This window comes from Staphylococcus sp. HMSC14C01 (assembly GCF_001808085.1).
GTDB lineage: Bacteria > Bacillota > Bacilli > Staphylococcales > Staphylococcaceae > Staphylococcus > Staphylococcus hominis.
On record NZ_KV792015.1, the window covers coordinates 17,302 to 36,947 of the forward strand.

Consider the following 19,646-nt stretch of genomic DNA (forward strand, 5'->3'; position numbering starts at 1 on the left):
CAATGTTTAAATTGATGGGCAAGTGAGGAGAAGTTAAGACAATATATTATTATTGTTTCAACTTGAAAATGAAAGGTGGAAATACGAATGGCTTCATTAAAGTCAATCATTCGTCAAGGTAAACAAACTCGTTCTGACCTTAAAAAATTACGTAATACAGGTAAAGTACCTGCTGTTGTTTATGGTTATGGTACTAAAAACACTTCAGTTAAAGTAGATGAAGTTGAATTCATCAAAGTCATCCGTGAAGTTGGACGTAACGGTGTTATTGATTTAGGCGTTGGTTCTAAAACAATTAAAGTTATGGTATCAGATTATCAATTTGATCCACTTAAAAACCAAATTACTCATATCGACTTCTTAGCTATTAACATGACTGAAGAACGTACTGTTGATGTACCAGTTCAATTAGTTGGTGAAGCAGTTGGCGCTAAAGAAGGCGGCGTAGTTGAACAACCATTATTTGATTTACAAATTACAGCAACTCCAGAAAATATCCCAGAATCAATTGAAGTAGATATCACTGATTTACAAATAAATGATAGCTATTCAGTTGGGGATATTAAAGTATCTGGTGATTTCACAATTGAAAACGATCCAGAAGAATCTGTTGTTACAGTAGTTCCTCCAACTGATGAACCTTCTGAAGAAGAAATTGAAGCAATGGAAGGTGAATCAGCAACTGAAGAACCTGAAGTAGCTGGTGAAGACAAAGAAGACAAAGAAGACGAAGAAAATAAAGACGAAGAATAATTCGTTGATGACTATGTATTCACTTTAAGTGAGAATGTCTTTAATTAAATTGATAGAAAGAGCCTGATACATGTTCATATGTAGAAGGCTTTTTCTTATGTATATCGGACATTTAAAAAATGAATGTTAAAATAAAAGTTGAAGTTTGATAACTTATAAAAGAGTGGGTTACGAAATCATTGAATTTCTTTCCTACTCTCTTTTTGTATTATATTGAGTAATATTATAAAATAAGGAGTAATCGACACATATTAAATTAAATGTTCAAATCAATCAAAAAGATGAACACAATGGAGGTTGCAACGTATGAAATGTATTGTGGGTCTTGGTAATATAGGTAAACGTTTTGAACGAACAAGACACAATATTGGCTTTGAAGTGATTGACTATATTTTAGATAAAAATCAATTTACATTAGATAAACAAAAATTCAAAGGCGCTTATACTATTGAACGTTTAAATGGGGATAAAGTGCTATTTATCGAGCCAATGACTATGATGAATTTATCAGGAGAAGCTGTAGGACCTTTAATGGATTACTATAATGTAGAAGTTGAAGATTTAATCGTTTTATACGATGATATGGATTTATCTCAAGGGCATATTCGTCTACGTCAAAAAGGAAGTGCAGGTGGACATAATGGAATGAAATCGATTATTAAACATTTAGGTACAGATCAATTTAAGCGTATTCGTATTGGAGTAGGGAGACCAACGAATGGTATGTCAGTTCCAGATTATGTATTACAAAAATTTTCTAATGAAGAAATGATGACAATGGAAAAAGTAATTGAACATGCTGCACAAGCAGTGGAAGCATTTATTGAGACGTCTCGTTTCGATCATGTTATGAATGAATATAATGGAGAAGTCAATTGAGAACGATTATTTCTGACTATATTCAAAATGACAAACGATTCCAGGAACTTGACGAAGTCTTTGGCAACCAAAATATTTTAGTTACAGGTTTATCTCCCTCAGCCAAAGCAACCATTATTGCTGAAAAATACTTGAATGATGATAAGCAAATGCTATTAATCACAAATAATTTATATCAAGCAGATAAATTAGAAACTGATATATTGCAATACATTGATCATTCTGAAGTTTATAAATATCCAGTCCAAGATATTATGACAGAGGAATTTTCAACTCAAAGCCCACAACTTATGAGTGAACGTGTTAGAACTTTAACGGCATTATCTCATGATAAGAAAGGGTTATTTATCGTTCCTTTAAATGGTTTGAAAAAATGGTTAACTCCAGTAGAATTGTGGAAACATCATCAAATGACTTTAGAAGTTGGCGATGATATCGATGTGGATGAATTTTTAAATAAACTAGTCAACATGGGATATCGACGTGAAAGTGTCGTTTCTCATATTGGTGAGTTTTCTCTACGAGGTGGCATCATTGATATTTATCCTCTTATCGGTCAACCAGTTAGAATTGAATTATTTGATACTGAAGTCGACTCGATTCGAGACTTTGATGTAGAAACACAACGTTCAAATGAGAATATTGAAAAGGTAGATATCACTACAGCGAGTGATTATATTATTACGGAAGATGTGATTAATCATCTTCAAACAGAATTACAAAAAGCATATGAACAAACACGTCCTAAAATTGATAAATCTGTACGAAATGATTTGAAAGAAACATATGAAAGTTTTAAATTATTTGAATCCACTTTCTTTGATCATCAATTACTTCGCCGTCTAGTTGCTTTTATGTATGACACACCTTCTACACTAATCGATTATTTCCAAAAAGATGCCATTGTAGTAGTTGATGAATATAATCGTATTAAAGAAACTGAAAAGACATTGACTACTGAAGTAGATGATTTTATCCAGAACTTAATTGAAAGTGGTAACGGATTTATTGGGCAGTCATTTATGGAATATGATGGGTTTGAAACGTTAATCAATCATTATCCAGTCACATATTTCACATTATTTACATCCTCTATGCCAGTGAAGTTGCAACATATTATTAAATTTTCATGTAAGCCAGTGCAACAATTTTATGGACAATATGACATTATGCGTTCAGAATTTCAACGTTATGTAAGCAATAATTACACTATTGTAGTACTTGTAGAAACGGAAACGAAAGTTGAGCGTATTCAATCGATGCTTAATGAAATGCATATTCCTACTGTTACAAATATTCACTCAGAGATTGAAAGTGGACAAGCAATTGTAACAGAAGGTAGTCTATCAGAAGGTTTCGAACTGCCTTATATGCAACTTGTTGTAATTACGGAACGAGAATTATTTAAAACAAAACAGAAAAAACAACGAAAACGAACTAAAACAATTTCTAATGCTGAAAAAATTAAATCTTATCAAGATTTAAATGTTGGAGATTATGTTGTCCATGTGCACCATGGTGTGGGACGTTATTTAGGTGTTGAAACACTAGAAGTTGGAGACGTCCATAGAGATTATATTAAATTACAATATAAAGGAACCGATCAACTTTTTGTACCTGTTGATCAAATGGATCAAGTACAAAAATATGTTGCTTCAGAAGATAAATCGCCTAAATTAAATAAATTAGGCGGCTCAGAATGGAAAAAAACAAAAGCCAAAGTACAACAAAGTGTTGAAGATATCGCAGATGAACTTATTGCACTATATAAAGAACGAGAAATGTCAGTAGGTTATCAATATGGTGAAGATACGGCTGAGCAACATGATTTCGAAATGGACTTCCCATATGAACTTACACCAGACCAAGCTAAATCTATTGAAGAAATTAAAGAAGATATGGAAAAGGAACGTCCAATGGATCGCTTGTTATGTGGAGATGTGGGTTACGGAAAAACTGAAGTTGCTGTACGCGCGGCCTTTAAAGCTGTCATGGAAGGCAAACAAGTTGCCTTTTTAGTGCCTACAACGATTCTAGCGCAACAACACTACGAAACATTGATTGAACGGATGCAAGATTTTCCAGTAGAAATTCAGTTGATTAGTCGATTCCGTACTGCTAAGGAAGTTAGAGAGACTAAAGAAGGTCTAAAATCTGGATACGTTGATATCGTTGTTGGAACACATAAACTATTGAGTAAAGACATTCAATATAAAGATTTAGGATTACTTATTGTCGATGAAGAACAACGTTTTGGCGTACGTCATAAAGAACGTATTAAAACATTGAAAACCAATGTAGATGTATTGACACTTACAGCTACACCAATTCCAAGAACATTGCATATGAGTATGCTTGGTGTACGTGACTTATCTGTCATCGAAACGCCCCCAGAAAACCGCTTCCCTGTACAAACCTATGTATTAGAGCAAAATAGTAATTTTATTAAAGAGGCTTTAGAACGTGAACTTTCTCGTGATGGACAAGTATTCTACCTTTACAATAAAGTACAGTCTATTTATGAAAAGCGTGAACAGTTACAAATGTTGATGCCAGAAGCAAACATTGCTGTTGCTCATGGACAGATGACAGAGCGAGATTTGGAAGAAACCATGTTGAGTTTTATTAATGGAGAGTACGACATTTTAGTTACAACAACCATTATAGAAACAGGTGTCGATGTGCCTAATGCGAACACATTAATCATAGAAGAAGCGGATCGTTTTGGTTTAAGTCAACTTTATCAATTACGGGGTAGAGTAGGACGTTCAAGTCGTATTGGATATGCTTACTTCTTACATTCTGCTAATAAAGTATTAACAGAAACAGCTGAAGAACGTTTACAAGCGATTAAAGAATTCACTGAATTAGGTTCAGGATTTAAAATTGCCATGCGTGATTTAAATATACGTGGAGCCGGTAATTTATTAGGTAAGCAACAACATGGATTCATTGATTCAGTAGGTTTTGATTTGTATTCTCAAATGTTAGAAGAAGCGGTAAACGAAAAACGTGGTATTACAGAAGAAACGCCTGATGCACCAGATGTTGAAATGGAATTACACTTAGACGCGTATTTACCAGCAGAGTATATTCAAAATGAACAAGCTAAAATAGAAATTTATAAGAAATTGCGTAAAGTTGAAACTGAAGAACAGCTTTTTGATGTGAAAGATGAATTACTTGATCGCTTCAATGATTATCCTGTAGAAGTAGAACGTTTATTAGAAATGGTAGAAATTAAAATACATGCTTTACATGCAGGCGTGACATTGATTAAAGATAAAGGAAAACAAATTGAAGTATTTCTTTCAACTAAAGGTACAGAACAGATAAATGGTGAAGAATTATTTAAACAAACTCAACCTTTAGGACGAACAATGAAGTTGGGTGTTAAAGAAGGTAAAATGCATATTACTCTAACAAAATCTAAACAGTGGTTAGAAAACTTAAAATTCTTAGTAAAATGTCTTGAAGGAAGTATGGAACTTGAGTACGAATTATAAATCGTCATCTGAAGTTTCATCTTCTTCTAAGAATTCACGACAACATTCAGCATTTAATGGCGTAGTGATTTTAACGCTTGCTTTAGTCATTGTTAAAGTATTAAGTGCAATTTATCGAGTTCCATATCAAAATATTTTAGGTGACTCTGGATTATATGCCTATCAACAAATTTATCCTATTGTAGCGCTAGGTATGATACTATCAATGAATGCAGTTCCTAGTGCTGTCACTCAAGTATTTGGAAGTCACAGTGGAACTGAAGTATTTTCAAAAACACTTCTAAGATTTCAAATGATAGGTCTTATTATTTTTAGTGTGATTTTAGTATTCTCCCATCCATTAGCACTGTTAATGGGAGATGCTCACTTAGCACCAATGTTAAAAATGGCAAGTTTTAGCTATTTGTTTATAGGAATTCTGGGTGTGATTAGAGGCTTTTATCAAAGTAGACGACAAATGAATATACCAGCTATTTCACAAGTAATAGAACAATGTATTCGTGTGTGTGTTATTATTATAGCTATTTTAATGTTTATGTTTAAAGAGTGGACCATTTATCAAGCTGGAGCACTTGCAATATTAGCCTCAGCCCTTGGGTTTTTAGGTTCTAGTCTATATTTATTAGCAACAAGACCTTTCCGATTACAATTAAATCAGCACTCATATCCTCTTCCTTGGAAACAGCTAATACTTGCGACTCTCGTATTTGCATTAAGTCAATTATTAGTTATTTTATGGCAATTTATAGATAGTTTTACAGTCGTTCATATGCTACAAACATATGGTTTAGGATTTAGAGAAGCGATTATGCAAAAAGGGATCTATGATAGAGGTGCTTCATTTATTCAAATAGGTTTAATAGTGACAACTACATTTAGCTTTGTCCTAATTCCATTACTTACAGATGCAATGTCTGATCATAATCATGTTCTTATGAATCGTTATACAAATGCATCTTTAAAAATCACTCTACTCATTAGCGTAGCAGCAGGTATAGGTCTTATTAATATACTACCGATGATGAACCATGTATTTTTCAAAACAGATCAATTAAGCTTCACACTTAGTATTTATATGCTTACTGTAATTGGTGTATCGCTTATCATGATGGACATCGCACTTTTACAAGTGATGAATCAAATTCGCCCTATTTTTATCGGTGTGATGTCAGGACTACTATTTAAAATTATCTTTAATGTGATTTTCATTTACTTTATGGGAATTTTAGGTGCAAGTATAAGCACAGTGCTTTCGCTTATGATATTTGTTACTATTTTACATTATGAGGTCGTTAAATATTATCGTTTTAATCGCATGCGCGCGTTTATTGTTAAATTGATGAGTGCGCTCATTATAATGTCAGTAGTCATACAGGGGTTGCGAATGCTATTACCTCCTGTAGGCCGTTTAGGAAGTCTAATTGAGTTGTTAATTATAGTAGGAATAGGGGGTCTCATATTCCTATTCCTTGTTATGTATATGAATATTTTAGGATATAAAGAATTAAAACACTTACCATTCGGCGATAAACTGTATCGCATAAAGAAAGGAAGATAGATATGACGCATACCCTTACCATTGTTGGTATAGGCAATCATAGTATGGATGATTTACCTTTAGGTGTCTATCGCTTTTTGAAACAGCAACAGAGTGTATATGCAAGGACACTCGAACATCCTGTTATTAAAGATTTAAAAAGTGACATTGAATTTAAAAGCTTTGATGACGTGTACGAAAAGTATGATCAATTTGAAGCAGTGTATCAACATATTGTTGAAACTTTAATAGAAGAAACACGTATACAAGATACTGTTTACGTAGTGCCTGGACATCCTCGTGTAGCTGAAACGACGACTGCTAAATTACTTGATTATAATAAAAATAATGATGATATACATGTAAAGATTTTAGGTGGGAAAAGTTTTATAGATGATATATTTGTCGCAATCGATGAAGATCCTAATGATGGATTTACATTATTAGATGGTACTATTTTGAAAGAAAACACATTAAATATTCGAACACATACTCTCATTACACAAGTATATAGTGCGATGATTGCAGCAGATGTTAAACTCACATTAATGGAACGTTATCCGGACGATTTTAAAGTGAAGATAGTTACAGGCGCTAATAGTCAAGGCGCTAAAGTATTAGAAGTACCGTTATTTGAGTTAGATCATAATGAGGATATGTTTAACAATCTGACAAGTGTATTTGTGCCTAAAATAACGCGTGATGAAGATATGTATACTGATTTTGATTTTGCAGTTTATATTATTGACCATCTAGTGGATGATGAAAAAGGTTGTCCGTGGGATCGTGTGCAAACGCATGAATCACTTAAACGTTATTTATTAGAAGAAACATTTGAATTGTTTGAAGCAATAGATAATGAAGATGATTGGCATATGATTGAAGAACTCGGAGATATCTTATTACAAGTGCTACTTCATGCGAGTATTGGTAAAAAAGAAGGATATATGGATATTAAAGAAGTTATTGAAAGCTTAAATGCTAAAATGATTCGTCGACATCCTCACATATTCGGAGATAAAACAGTTGAAACAATAGAAGATTTAAATGATGTCTGGAAGAATGCAAAAGCAAAAGAAGGTAAAATACCTCGTGTGAAATTTGAGAAAGTATTTGCAGACCATTTTATGACATTGTATGATAAAACCAAAAATAAGGATTTTAATGAAGAAACCCTTAAAAATTATTTACAACAAGGGGAGAATGATAAATGAGATTAGATAAATATTTAAAAGTATCAAGACTTGTAAAACGTCGTACACTTGCTAAAGAAATTAGTGATCAAGGACGTGTAACAATTAATGGTAATGTAGCTAAAGCTGGCACAGATGTAAAAGTGGAAGACGAATTAGTCATTCGTTTTGGACAAAAACGTGTAACGGTTAAAGTAACTGGATTAAGTGAACACGCATCAAAAGAAAATGCTAAAAATATGTATGAACTGATTAAAGAAGAACGAGTTCAACCATCTGCACAATCTGAAGAAGTGTAGTCTATGATTGAAACGTTTAAAGGAGGTGACAAGTTATGAGTAAAAAGGTAGAACATATTGATAATCAATATACTTCAGAACGAAATCGAAAGAAACAACGTCAACAAAAACGAATGCGTGTCGTTCGTCGAAGAGTAACAGTTTTTGGAGGATTATTATTAGCGATTATTATTATTCTATCTATCATGCTTGTCTTCCAAAAACAAAGTAACAATCAAGCAACAATAGAACGAAAGCATAAAGAAGAACAATTTCAGAAGAAACAAGATGAGGAAATAGCATTAAAAGAAGAGCTTAATAATCTTAACGATAAAGATTATATAGAGAAAGTTGCTCGAGATGACTATTATTTAAGTAACAATGGAGAAATTATTTTTAAATTGCCTAATGATAAATCATCGTCTAATTCTAAATCCTCTAGTAATAATTAAAAAGAGTAATCAACTTTAAAAATTAAAGTAAAACGCTTAATTTAAAATAATCGTTTTATAGCATTGTGTAAATTTTAAAACAGGAATATAATAAGGTTAAAATTGAAACATTATCGGGAGGATTTATTTAGAATATGTCAATCGAAGTAGGAAACAAGCTAAAAGGTAAAGTGACAGGTATCAAAAAATTTGGTGCGTTTGTAGAATTACCTGAAGGTAAAAGTGGCTTAGTTCATATTAGTGAAGTTGCTGATAATTATGTTGAAAATGTAGAAGATCATTTATCAGTTGGAGATGAAGTGGAGGTAAAAGTTTTATCTATTGCAGAGGATGGTAAAATCAGTCTCTCAATTAAAAAAGCGAAAGATCGTCCTCGTCGTCCACATCACAAATCTAATCAAAATAAACCGCCTCAACAAAAAGCAGAAGATTTTGAAAAGAAATTAAGTAATTTCTTAAAAGACAGTGAAGACAAATTGACTTCTATTAAACGTCAAACAGAATCAAGACGTGGTGGTAAAGGATCTAGACGTTAATTACATCTGTGTGAATAAATATAGCTAAGTTAACGGAGCCCTGGTTCCAATCATTTATTCTAGATTAATATGTATTGATAATAACTTAAGTGCATAAGATCATGTAAGATCTATGCCAGGGGTGAGATAAAGAACTGAAATTAAAGTTCTATCTCACTCTTTTTTCGTTATATCAATTATTTAGCCTAAGTCAGGAGGTTCAGTAATGTGAAAGTGAAAACGTCTCTTTGGAAAAAGACGGATCATTTAGCTGTTGCAGTATCTACAGGGATTGATAGTATGTGTTTATTATATAAATTATTAAATGACTTATCACATTCATATCAATCTATAACATGCTTGCATGTAAATCATGGTTTGAGAGATGCATCTGTCGAAGAAGAACGATTTATTAAACAATTCTGCAAGCAATATCAAATCCCCTGTTATGTTAAACAGTTAGATTTATCTAAAATAGTAGAAAAAGGAAAAAGTATTCAATCTGAAGCGAGAGATTTACGTTATCAATGGTTTGATGAAATGATGAGCAAGATAAATGCTGATGTGTTATTAACTGCTCATCATTTAAATGATCAACTTGAAACGATTTTTTATCGCGTTTTTACTGGTCGATCAACACGCAATTCATTAGGAATGAATGAATGTACTGAGCGAAATCATTACTTTATTTGTCGTCCTCTGATAGAGACATATAAAAATGATATAAAACAGTATCAAACCATTCACCATGTGCCTTTTTATGAAGATGAATCTAATCACCATAATAAATATGCAAGAAATGACATTCGCAATCGACTTTTACCAGCTATTGATGAAAATAAGGACTTCAATGTAGAACAATTATTAAAGTTGAAACATTGGCATGATATGCAATTACAACTTACACAACAACGAATAAGTTGTTTTATAGAACAACATGTTAACATTTACCTTAATAAAGAACGTATACAATTATCTCGAGCGTCTTTTAATCAACTAGATGAAATTTCAAAAATGATTTTATTAGATCGTTTATTTGAGATGCTTCAGCTAAATAAATCTTTTTCAGAAAAAAATTATAATGAATGGTTCGAACAAATTGAGAGTAAACAATCTCAAATTAAAATTCCCCTCACTGAAAAATGGATAATTCAAATTGCATATGATAAATTTATAATAATGGCTCATTATGAACAATCTCTACTTGAAGAACAAATTGTTACACGTCCTTATACATATCAATTTGGTCATTATTTAATTACAATTCATCCAAATGAGAATGATGAAGCAATAGATTGGCCTCTAACGATTCGAACACGTAGAGATGGAGATAAGTTTAAGTTAAATGGTAGTCATGGACATAAAAAAGTAAGTCGTTTATTTATTGATAAAAAAATTGATAGCATAGAACGTACACAAATACCCATCATTTTAGATGCAAAACAACGAGTGATAGCTATAGGACAACTTTATGTGACGACAAGCTTTAAACATATAATAGATATTAAAAAAATTGGAGATGACTCATAAATGAAAGATGATTTAAAAGATATTTTATTAACTGAAGAAGAAATCCAAGAAATTTGTAAAGATTTAGGTGAACAATTAACGAGAGATTACAAAGATAAACCACTTGTTTGTGTTGGTATCCTTAAAGGTTCAGTTATGTTTATGGCAGATTTAATTAAACGTATTGATACACATTTAGCAATTGATTTTATGGATGTTTCAAGTTATCACGGTGGTACAGAATCAACAGGAGAGGTACAAATTTTAAAAGATTTAAGTGCTTCTATTGAAAACAAAGATGTACTTATTATTGAAGATATTTTAGAAACAGGTACAACTTTAAAATCAATTACTGAATTACTACAATCACGCAAAGTTAACTCATTAGAAATCGTTACATTGTTAGATAAACCGAACCGTCGTAAAGCGGATATTGAAGCCAAATACGTTGGCAAAAAAATACCTGATGAGTTTGTAGTAGGATATGGTTTAGATTATGCTGAGCATTATCGAAATCTTCCTTACATTGGTACATTAAAACCGGAAATTTACAATAAATAAAATTTTATAATGTATTAGCAAATACAATAAATAGAATTTTAAATATAATAACTATACTAACGATATAAATTAGTGTAGACTCATTTTATATTCAAAATTGTCATTTTGTGAAACGACTATACATAGATATGTAAAGCCAAAAACAAAGAATGAGTAAATGATGAATATAAAATAATTAACTAGAATTAGAAAAGCGCTACAAAAGTTGAAATACTAGCCTTTATAAGCTAGATTATGTTACAATTTTTGTTAGCTTTATTATAGAAATAGGAGGAAATGACGCATGCAGAAAGCTTTTCGCAATGTGCTAGTTATCGCAATTATTGGCGTTATTATATTCGGTGTTTTCTCATATATCAATGGTAATGGAAATACACCGAAACAACTTTCCTATTCACAGTTTGTAGAGAAATTGGATAAAGGTGATCTTAAAACTTTAGAAATCCAACCTGAACAAAATGTGTACTTGGTAAGTGGTAAAACTAAAAATGATGAAGATTATTCTTCAACGATTTTATACAATAACGAAAAAGATTTACAACAAATAACAAGTGAAGCTCGTAGCCAAAAAGGATTAGATTTTACAGTTAAAGAAGAAGAAAAACAAAGTGTCTTTGTCAGTATGTTGACAACGCTTATTCCTGTATTAATTATTGCTTTCTTATTTATATTCTTCCTTAGCCAAGCACAAGGTGGCGGCGGTGGAGGTCGTATGATGAACTTTGGTAAATCCAAAGCAAAAATGTACGACAACCAAAAACGTCGTGTTCGCTTCTCAGATGTTGCTGGGGCAGACGAAGAAAAACAAGAGTTAATTGAAATTGTAGATTTCTTAAAAGATAATAAGAAATTTAAGAAAATGGGTTCAAGAATCCCTAAAGGTGTCTTACTTGTAGGCCCACCAGGTACAGGTAAAACATTATTAGCACGTGCCGTTGCAGGTGAAGCTGGAGCTCCATTCTTCTCAATCAGTGGTTCTGACTTCGTTGAAATGTTTGTAGGTGTTGGTGCAAGTCGAGTACGTGATTTATTTGAAAATGCTAAGAAAAATGCACCATGTATTATTTTCATAGACGAAATTGATGCTGTTGGTCGTCAACGTGGTGCAGGTGTTGGTGGCGGTCACGATGAACGTGAACAAACGCTTAACCAATTATTAGTTGAAATGGATGGTTTCGGTGAGAATGAAGGTATCATTATGATTGCAGCAACAAACCGTCCTGACATTTTAGACCCTGCATTATTACGTCCTGGTCGTTTCGATAGACAAATTCAAGTAGGTCGTCCAGATGTTAAAGGTCGTGAAGCGATTCTTCATGTTCATGCTAAAAACAAACCACTTGATGAAACTGTCGATTTAAAAGCTATTTCTCAAAGAACGCCTGGTTTCTCTGGTGCTGATTTAGAAAACCTATTGAACGAAGCATCATTGATTGCCGCACGTGAAGGTAAAAATAAAATTGATATGCGTGATATTGAAGAAGCAACAGACCGAGTGATTGCGGGTCCAGCGAAAAAATCTCGTGTTATTTCTGATAAAGAACGTAATATTGTAGCACATCATGAAGCAGGGCATACAGTCATTGGTATGGTACTTGATGAAGCAGAAGTTGTACACAAAGTAACGATTGTGCCTCGTGGACAAGCAGGTGGTTACGCAATGATGTTACCTAAACAAGACCGTTTCTTAATGACAGAACCAGAATTGTTAGATAAAATTTGTGGTCTTTTAGGTGGTCGTGTATCTGAAGATATTAACTTCCATGAAGTATCAACTGGTGCTTCAAACGACTTTGAAAGAGCAACACAAATTGCACGTTCAATGGTCACTGAATATGGTATGAGTAAGAAATTAGGGCCTTTACAATTCTCTACAAGCGGTGGCGGCCAAGTCTTCTTAGGTAAAGATATGCAAGGTGAACCTAACTATTCAGGCCAAATTGCTTATGAAATTGATAAAGAAGTTCAACGTATTATTAAAGAACAATATGAACGTTGTAAACAAATTTTATTAGAACATGAATCTCAATTGAAACTGATTGCTAAAACATTATTAACTGAAGAAACACTAGTAGCAGAACAAATACGTTCATTATTCTATGATGGTGTTTTACCAACAGTGGATTATGATGCAGCTAAAGTGGTAAAAGATGAAGATAAAGATGATTCTGAGTTCTCAAACGGTAAATATGGTAAATCTTATGATGACATTCGTGAAGAACAACTTGAAGAAGGTCGTAAAGATGAAGCAGAAGACCGCAGAGAAGATGACAGAATCGATCATGATAAAAACAATCATCGTTCAGACCGTAATCAATCTCAAAATCATTCACAACGAAATGATAGAGATGAAACAGGTTATGAACAATCTCCAAATATAGAGCATCCAACAGATTCAAATCATAGAGAATCATAGCTAGTCATAAAAACTCTTTCGACTCGGGTTAAATAACCTTAATCGAAAGAGTTTTTAATATGATATAGGAGCATTATATACCCTAGAGCAAGTTACTTCATATTCTTAAATAAGCAGTGTAAAATAGATATTCTTAATAAAGGATTTAATATTAGATTTTAAAATAAATGAAACAAACGAAATAAAATAACATAAAGGAGAGATTAGAGTAATGACACATGATTATATTGTTAAATCATTGGCTTTTGATGGAGAAGTACGTGCGTATGCTGCATTAACAACTGAATCAGTTCAAGAAGGCCAAACACGTCACTATACATGGCCTACAGCTTCAGCAGCGATGGGGAGAACAATGACAGCAACGTTATTAATGGGGGCAATGTTAAAAGGAGATCAAAAGCTTACTGTCACAGTAGATGGTAAGGGCCCAATTGGTCGAATTATTGCTGATGCAGATGCACAAGGAAATGTCCGTGCATATGTTGACCATCCTCAAACCCATTTTCCACTTAATGATCAAGGTAAATTGGATGTAAGACGAGCAGTAGGTACTGAGGGTGCAATTCAAGTCGTTAAGGATGTAGGAATGAAAGATTATTTCTCAGGCGCAAGTCCAATCGTTTCTGGTGAGCTTGGAGAAGATTTCACTTATTATTTTGCGACAAGTGAACAAACACCGTCATCAGTGGGATTAGGGGTACTTGTTAACCCTGATAATTCTATTAAAGCAGCGGGTGGATTTATTATACAAGTCATGCCAGGCGCTAAAGAAGAAACTATTACTAAATTAGAAAATGCAATTAACCAAATGCAGCCAGTTTCTAAATTGATTGAACAAGGCTTAACACCAGAAGGTATCTTAAATGAAATTTTAGGTGAAGAGAATGTACAAATTTTGGAAACAATGGATGCACAATTTGAATGTAATTGTAGTCATGAAAAATTCCTAAATGCAATTAAAGGTTTAGGTGAAGCAGAAATTGAAGATATGATTAAAGAAGATCATGGTGCTGAGGCCGTGTGTCATTTCTGTGGAAATAAATATCATTATTCTGAAGGCGAACTTCAAGAACTACTTGATACAATAAAAAAATAGTAGAATGTTGATGAGCAATAAACGTATGTTTATTGCTCTTTTTTTATGGGAAGAACTAAATGTAACTAATGAAAGTAAAATATTACATCATATTTAAAGAAATATCTTTGTCTTTTTAGAAAATTCTGATAGAATATAGTTATATCCGATAGAAAAACTAAGTTTTAAATTAGAAAGTTAAAGGAGCGTTTTTTCGATGGCACAAAAACCTGTAGAAAATATTACACAAATTATTGGCAACACACCGGTAGTAAAATTAAGAAACGTAGTAGATGAAGATGCGGCAGATGTATATGTAAAATTAGAGTATCAAAATCCAGGTGGCTCTGTAAAAGACCGTATTGCTTTAGCAATGATTGAAAAAGCTGAAAAAGAAGGGAAAATTAAACCTGGTGATACAATTGTAGAACCAACAAGTGGTAATACTGGTATTGGTTTAGCATTTGTTTGTGCAGCTAAAGGTTATAAAGCAGTATTTACTATGCCTGAAACAATGAGTTCTGAACGTCGCAACTTATTAAAAGCATATGGTGCGGAATTAGTGTTAACACCTGGATCTGAAGCAATGAAAGGTGCTATTAAGAAAGCTAAAGAATTGAAAGAAGAACATGGTTATTTCGAACCTCAACAATTTGAAAATCCAGCTAACCCTGAAGTACATGCATTAACAACTGGTCCTGAATTAGTTGAACAATTTGAAGGCAAACAAATTGATGCTTTCTTAGCAGGTGTTGGTACTGGCGGTACACTATCTGGTGTAGGTAAAGTCTTAAAAGAGAAATATCCTAACGTTGAAATTGTAGCAATTGAACCAGAAGGATCTCCTGTATTAAGTGGTGGAGAACCTGGACCACATAAATTACAAGGTTTAGGTGCTGGCTTTGTACCTGATACTTTAAATACTAATATTTATGATAGTATCATTAAAGTTGGTAATGAAACTGCAATGGAAACATCACGTCGTGTGGCTAAAGAAGAAGGTATCTTAGCAGGTATTTCTTCAGGCGCAGCAATTTATGCAGCAATCGAAAAAGCAAAAGAGTTAGGTAAAGGTAAAACAGTTGTAACAGTATTACCAAGTAATGGTGAACGTTACTTATCTACACCATTATATTCATTCGATGACTAATGATGATATAAGTTGATATTTGAATATCATGTTTTAAATAAGAAATGGCTGGTTTCGTAAAAGGCGGAGCCAGCTATTTTTTAGTATAAAGGTTCTTTTAGTTAACAATACTGAAATATAGACTAAATGAGTGTATCATGTGAGTATACATATTTATTTTTAAAACAAAGGATGATTGATAGTGGGTAAAACAAAAATTATGGGAATCTTAAATGTAACGCCTGATTCATTTTCAGATGGTGGTCAGTATAATTCAATTGATAACGCAGTTACACGTGCTAAAGAAATGATTGATGAAGGCGTAGATATTATTGATGTAGGAGGCGTATCAACAAGACCTGGGCACACAGAAGTGTCTTTAGAAGAAGAAATGCAACGTGTAGTGCCAGTTGTAGAAGAATTAGTAAAACTAAATGTACAAATTTCCATAGATACATATCGCAGTGAAGTTGCTGAAGCTTGTCTAAGATTAGGGGCCACAATGATTAATGACCAATGGGCTGGGTTATATGATCCTCATATTTTAGATGTAGTTGCTAAATATGAAGCGGAAATTGTGTTAATGCATAATGGAGATGGCCAACGTGACCAACCAGTTGTAGAAGAAATGCTATTAACACTTATAAAGCAAGCAAATAAAGCAGAAATGGCAGGGATTCCAAAACATAAAATATGGTTAGATCCTGGAATTGGATTTCCCAAAAGTAGAAAAGAAAAAAATGAAGTAATGGCTCGATTAGATGAATTAGTTGCTACAGAGTATCCAGTTTTATTAGCGACAAGTCGTAAAAGTTTTATTAGAGATATGATTTCTACTGATACGACACCTAAAGAAAGAGATGAGGCCACTGCTGCTACTACTGCCTATGGTATAATGAAAGGCATAAAAGCAGTTCGCGTACATAATGTTGAATTAAATGTACGTTTAGCTCAAGGTATAGATTTTTTGAAGGAGAATGAAAATGAACGACATGATCTTTCTTAAAGGGATGAAGTTTTATGGATATCATGGTGCACTCGCAGCTGAGAATGAAATAGGTCAAATTTTTTTAGTAGACGTAACTTTAAAAGTAGACTTATCAAAAGCGGGGCAGACAGATAATGTTAAAGATACTGTGCATTATGGTGAAGTATTTGAGGATGTAAAAGATATTGTTGAAGGTCCACCTTGCAATTTAATCGAGCATCTAGCTGAACGTATTGCAAAACGTATAAATTCACACTATAATCGTGTAATGGAAACGAAAGTCAGAATCACTAAAGAAAATCCACCTATACCTGGTCATTACGATGGTGTGGGTATTGAAATAGTGAGGGAGAATCGTTAATGGTACAAGCATATTTAGGTTTAGGAAGTAATATTGGTGATAGAAAACAACAACTTCTTAAGGCAATTGATTTAATTGGAAACATTAAGGGTATAAAGGTAACAAAACAATCATCGATATATGAAACTGCACCGATTGGCTATACTGATCAGCCTAATTTCTTGAATTTGTGTTTAGAGATTGAAACCGAGTTGTCACCTCAGCAATTGCTTAAGCATTGTTTAGACATTGAACAACAACTGCATCGAGTAAGAGAAATACGTTGGGGTCCTAGAACATTAGATATAGATATCTTATTATATAGTGATAATATTATTGAAACAGACAATTTAAGTATACCTCACCCACGAATGCAAGAACGTGCTTTTGTACTTATACCGTTGAACGATATTGCATCGGACAAAAAGGATCCACGATTAAATCAGAAAATTCATGATTTAGTTTTTCCAGATGATACGGTTAAGAAATATAAAGATTAAGTGCTAAGATAAGTGCTTAAATTCTTAAGATATAAATATATTTTAAGAATTTAACTATGTGACTATGTATAAAATAGTGAATGGAAAATATTTTACAATATTTTTAATAAGTACATAACATCCATTAATAGTAAAACAGGAAGATTAAAGGAGAGAGAGTAATGTCAGAAGAAATGAATGACCAAATGCAGGTTCGTCGACAAAAATTACAAGAACTTATTGATTTAGGAATTGACCCATTTGGTAAACGCTTTGAACGCACAGCTACTGCAAGTGAATTAAAAGAAAAATGGGATCATTTTTCTAAAGAAGAATTACATGAAAAAGAAGACGAAAGTCATGTTTCTATTGCAGGGCGTTTAATGACAAAACGTGGTAAAGGTAAAGCAGGATTTGCACATGTACAAGATTTAACTGGTCAAATTCAAATTTATGTACGTAAAGATCAAATTGGCGAAGAACCTTTTGATAACCTTTGGAAAACAACGGATTTAGGTGACATTGTAGGTATTGAAGGTGTCATGTTTAAAACAAATACTGGCGAATTATCAGTAAAAGCAAAATCATTTACATTATTATCTAAAGCTTTAAGACCATTACCTGATAAATTTCATGGTTTACAAGATATTGAGCAAAGATATCGCCAACGTTATCTAGATTTAATTACTAACCAAGATAGTACTCGTACATTTATTAACCGTAGTAAAATCATCCAAGAAATGAGAAATTATTTAAATCAAAGAGGTTATTTAGAAGTAGAAACGCCAATGATGCATCAAATCGCTGGTGGTGCTGCAGCTCGACCATTTGTTACCCATCATAATGCACTAGATGCAACGTTATATATGCGTATTGCGATAGAATTACATTTAAAACGATTAATTGTAGGCGGATTAGAAAAAGTTTATGAAATTGGTCGTGTATTCCGTAATGAAGGTGTATCAACACGCCATAATCCTGAGTTTACTATGATAGAGTTATATGAAGCATATGCTGATTATCATGATATTATGGATTTAACAGAATCTATGGTTAGACATATTGCACAAACTGTATTAGGTTCAGCAAAAGTGCAATATAATGGCGAAGAAATTGACTTAGAATCAGATTGGAAACGACTTCATATTGTAGACGCTGTTAAAGAGGCTACAGGTGTAAACTTCTATAATGTGAAAACAGATGAAGAAGCTAAAGCATTAGCTAAACAGCATGGTATTGAAATTACAGAAAACATGAAATATGGACATATTTTAAATGAATTCTTTGAACAAAAAGTTGAAGAAACATTAATTCAACCTACATTTATTTATGGACATCCAATTGAAATTTCTCCACTTGCTAAGAAAAATCCAGAAGATCCAAGATTTACTGATCGTTTCGAGTTGTTTATTGTAGGTAGAGAACATGCAAATGCCTTCACAGAATTAAATGATCCAATCGATCAACGTGAACGTTTTGAAGCACAACTTGTTGAAAAAGAACAAGGTAACGATGAAGCTCATGAAATGGATGAAGATTACATTGAAGCGCTTGAATACGGTATGCCACCAACAGGCGGACTAGGAATTGGAATTGATCGTTTAGTTATGTTGTTAACAGATTCACCATCTATTAGAGATGTATTATTATTCCCTTACATGAGACAAAAATAAGATCAATATAAATTAAAAGCGTTGCTTGCTAAGGTAAGCAACGCTTTTTTATGAAAAACAAAATGAAAAAAATTAATTAAAAAAGGACTAGATATTATATATATGATGTGGTAGTATACTATGAGTGTTCAAAAATTAAATCCTTTTTTAAAAATTAATTCAAAAAATCTTTAAAAACTTATTGACATTAAACTTTGTTTATTATAAGATATAAAAGTCGTCAAAAACGAAAGTTAATTTTGTAAAACGCTTGTAAAAAGAATTTTAATAAAGTGTAAAATTAACTATTGAAAAATTAATTAATTAGTAATATACTTGTTTAAGTAAGTTGTTGTCTGGTGACAATGGCAAGGAGGTCACACC

At 32.7% G+C, this 19,646-nt stretch carries 17 protein-coding genes; all 17 read left to right on the forward strand.

Features of this window, described 5'->3' with window-relative positions; genetic code table 11:
* The first annotated feature begins 87 nt into the window (after positions 1–87).
* The 17 genes from HMPREF3131_RS01880 to lysS all read left to right on the forward strand — a co-directional run bounded on the left by HMPREF3131_RS01880 (position 88) and on the right by lysS (position 19,283).
* A complete protein-coding gene (locus HMPREF3131_RS01880) occupies positions 88–753 on the forward strand; it encodes a 50S ribosomal protein L25/general stress protein Ctc (protein ID WP_002455842.1) in 666 nt (221 codons plus the stop codon).
* 306 nt (positions 754–1,059) lie between these two features.
* Positions 1,060–1,632: an aminoacyl-tRNA hydrolase gene (gene pth / locus HMPREF3131_RS01885; protein WP_002449969.1), complete on the forward strand. Its 573-nt coding sequence runs from the start codon at positions 1,060–1,062 to the stop codon at positions 1,630–1,632.
* Positions 1,629–5,138: a transcription-repair coupling factor gene (mfd, locus tag HMPREF3131_RS01890; RefSeq protein ID WP_070436405.1), complete on the forward strand. Its 3,510-nt coding sequence runs from the start codon at positions 1,629–1,631 to the stop codon at positions 5,136–5,138. Before pth ends, mfd begins: the two co-directional genes overlap by 4 nt.
* Positions 5,122–6,696 (forward strand): polysaccharide biosynthesis protein, encoded by a 1,575-nt coding sequence (locus tag HMPREF3131_RS01895; RefSeq protein WP_070436406.1) that lies wholly within the window; start codon positions 5,122–5,124, stop codon positions 6,694–6,696. The genes mfd and HMPREF3131_RS01895 overlap by 17 nt, the downstream gene beginning before the upstream one ends.
* Before the next feature lie 2 nt (positions 6,697–6,698).
* Positions 6,699–7,889: a MazG nucleotide pyrophosphohydrolase domain-containing protein gene (locus tag HMPREF3131_RS01900; RefSeq protein ID WP_017176417.1), complete on the forward strand. Its 1,191-nt coding sequence runs from the start codon at positions 6,699–6,701 to the stop codon at positions 7,887–7,889.
* Positions 7,886–8,167 carry an RNA-binding S4 domain-containing protein gene (locus tag HMPREF3131_RS01905; RefSeq protein ID WP_017176416.1) on the forward strand — a complete coding sequence of 94 codons (282 nt, stop codon included), beginning with the start codon at positions 7,886–7,888 and terminating at the stop codon, positions 8,165–8,167. Before HMPREF3131_RS01900 ends, HMPREF3131_RS01905 begins: the two co-directional genes overlap by 4 nt.
* A 35-nt stretch (positions 8,168–8,202) precedes the next feature.
* The gene (gene divIC, locus HMPREF3131_RS01910) at positions 8,203–8,598 is read left to right on the forward strand and encodes a cell division protein DivIC (RefSeq protein ID WP_017176415.1); all 396 of its coding nucleotides are present in this window, start codon (positions 8,203–8,205) and stop codon (positions 8,596–8,598) included.
* A gap of 134 nt (positions 8,599–8,732) precedes the next feature.
* Positions 8,733–9,134 (forward strand): S1 domain-containing RNA-binding protein, encoded by a 402-nt coding sequence (locus HMPREF3131_RS01915; RefSeq protein ID WP_002449946.1) that lies wholly within the window; start codon positions 8,733–8,735, stop codon positions 9,132–9,134.
* Between the two features lie 207 nt (positions 9,135–9,341).
* On the forward strand, positions 9,342–10,643 hold the full coding sequence (gene tilS, locus HMPREF3131_RS01920) for a tRNA lysidine(34) synthetase TilS (protein WP_070436407.1): 1,302 nt from the start codon (positions 9,342–9,344) through the stop codon (positions 10,641–10,643).
* Positions 10,644–11,183, forward strand: coding sequence for a hypoxanthine phosphoribosyltransferase (hpt, locus tag HMPREF3131_RS01925; RefSeq protein WP_017176412.1), 540 nt, complete (start codon positions 10,644–10,646; stop codon positions 11,181–11,183).
* Between the two features lie 283 nt (positions 11,184–11,466).
* On the forward strand, positions 11,467–13,599 hold the full coding sequence (ftsH, locus tag HMPREF3131_RS01930) for an ATP-dependent zinc metalloprotease FtsH (RefSeq protein ID WP_049415659.1): 2,133 nt from the start codon (positions 11,467–11,469) through the stop codon (positions 13,597–13,599).
* Positions 13,600–13,810: 211 nt separating this feature from the next.
* Positions 13,811–14,695, forward strand: coding sequence for an Hsp33 family molecular chaperone HslO (hslO, locus tag HMPREF3131_RS01935; protein ID WP_017176410.1), 885 nt, complete (start codon positions 13,811–13,813; stop codon positions 14,693–14,695).
* A 196-nt stretch (positions 14,696–14,891) separates the two neighbouring features.
* Complete coding sequence (gene cysK, locus HMPREF3131_RS01940) at positions 14,892–15,824, forward strand: cysteine synthase A (protein ID WP_002449949.1); 933 nt, start codon at positions 14,892–14,894, stop codon at positions 15,822–15,824.
* Between the two features lie 181 nt (positions 15,825–16,005).
* Positions 16,006–16,809, forward strand: coding sequence for a dihydropteroate synthase (gene folP / locus HMPREF3131_RS01945; protein WP_017176409.1), 804 nt, complete (start codon positions 16,006–16,008; stop codon positions 16,807–16,809).
* The gene (folB, locus tag HMPREF3131_RS01950; RefSeq protein ID WP_017176408.1) at positions 16,787–17,152 is read left to right on the forward strand and encodes a dihydroneopterin aldolase; all 366 of its coding nucleotides are present in this window, start codon (positions 16,787–16,789) and stop codon (positions 17,150–17,152) included. Before folP ends, folB begins: the two co-directional genes overlap by 23 nt.
* Positions 17,152–17,631 (forward strand): 2-amino-4-hydroxy-6-hydroxymethyldihydropteridine diphosphokinase, encoded by a 480-nt coding sequence (gene folK, locus HMPREF3131_RS01955; protein ID WP_017176407.1) that lies wholly within the window; start codon positions 17,152–17,154, stop codon positions 17,629–17,631. Before folB ends, folK begins: the two co-directional genes overlap by 1 nt.
* A 161-nt stretch (positions 17,632–17,792) precedes the next feature.
* Positions 17,793–19,283 (forward strand): lysine--tRNA ligase, encoded by a 1,491-nt coding sequence (gene lysS, locus HMPREF3131_RS01960; protein ID WP_049420424.1) that lies wholly within the window; start codon positions 17,793–17,795, stop codon positions 19,281–19,283.
* Positions 19,284–19,646 lie beyond the last annotated feature (363 nt).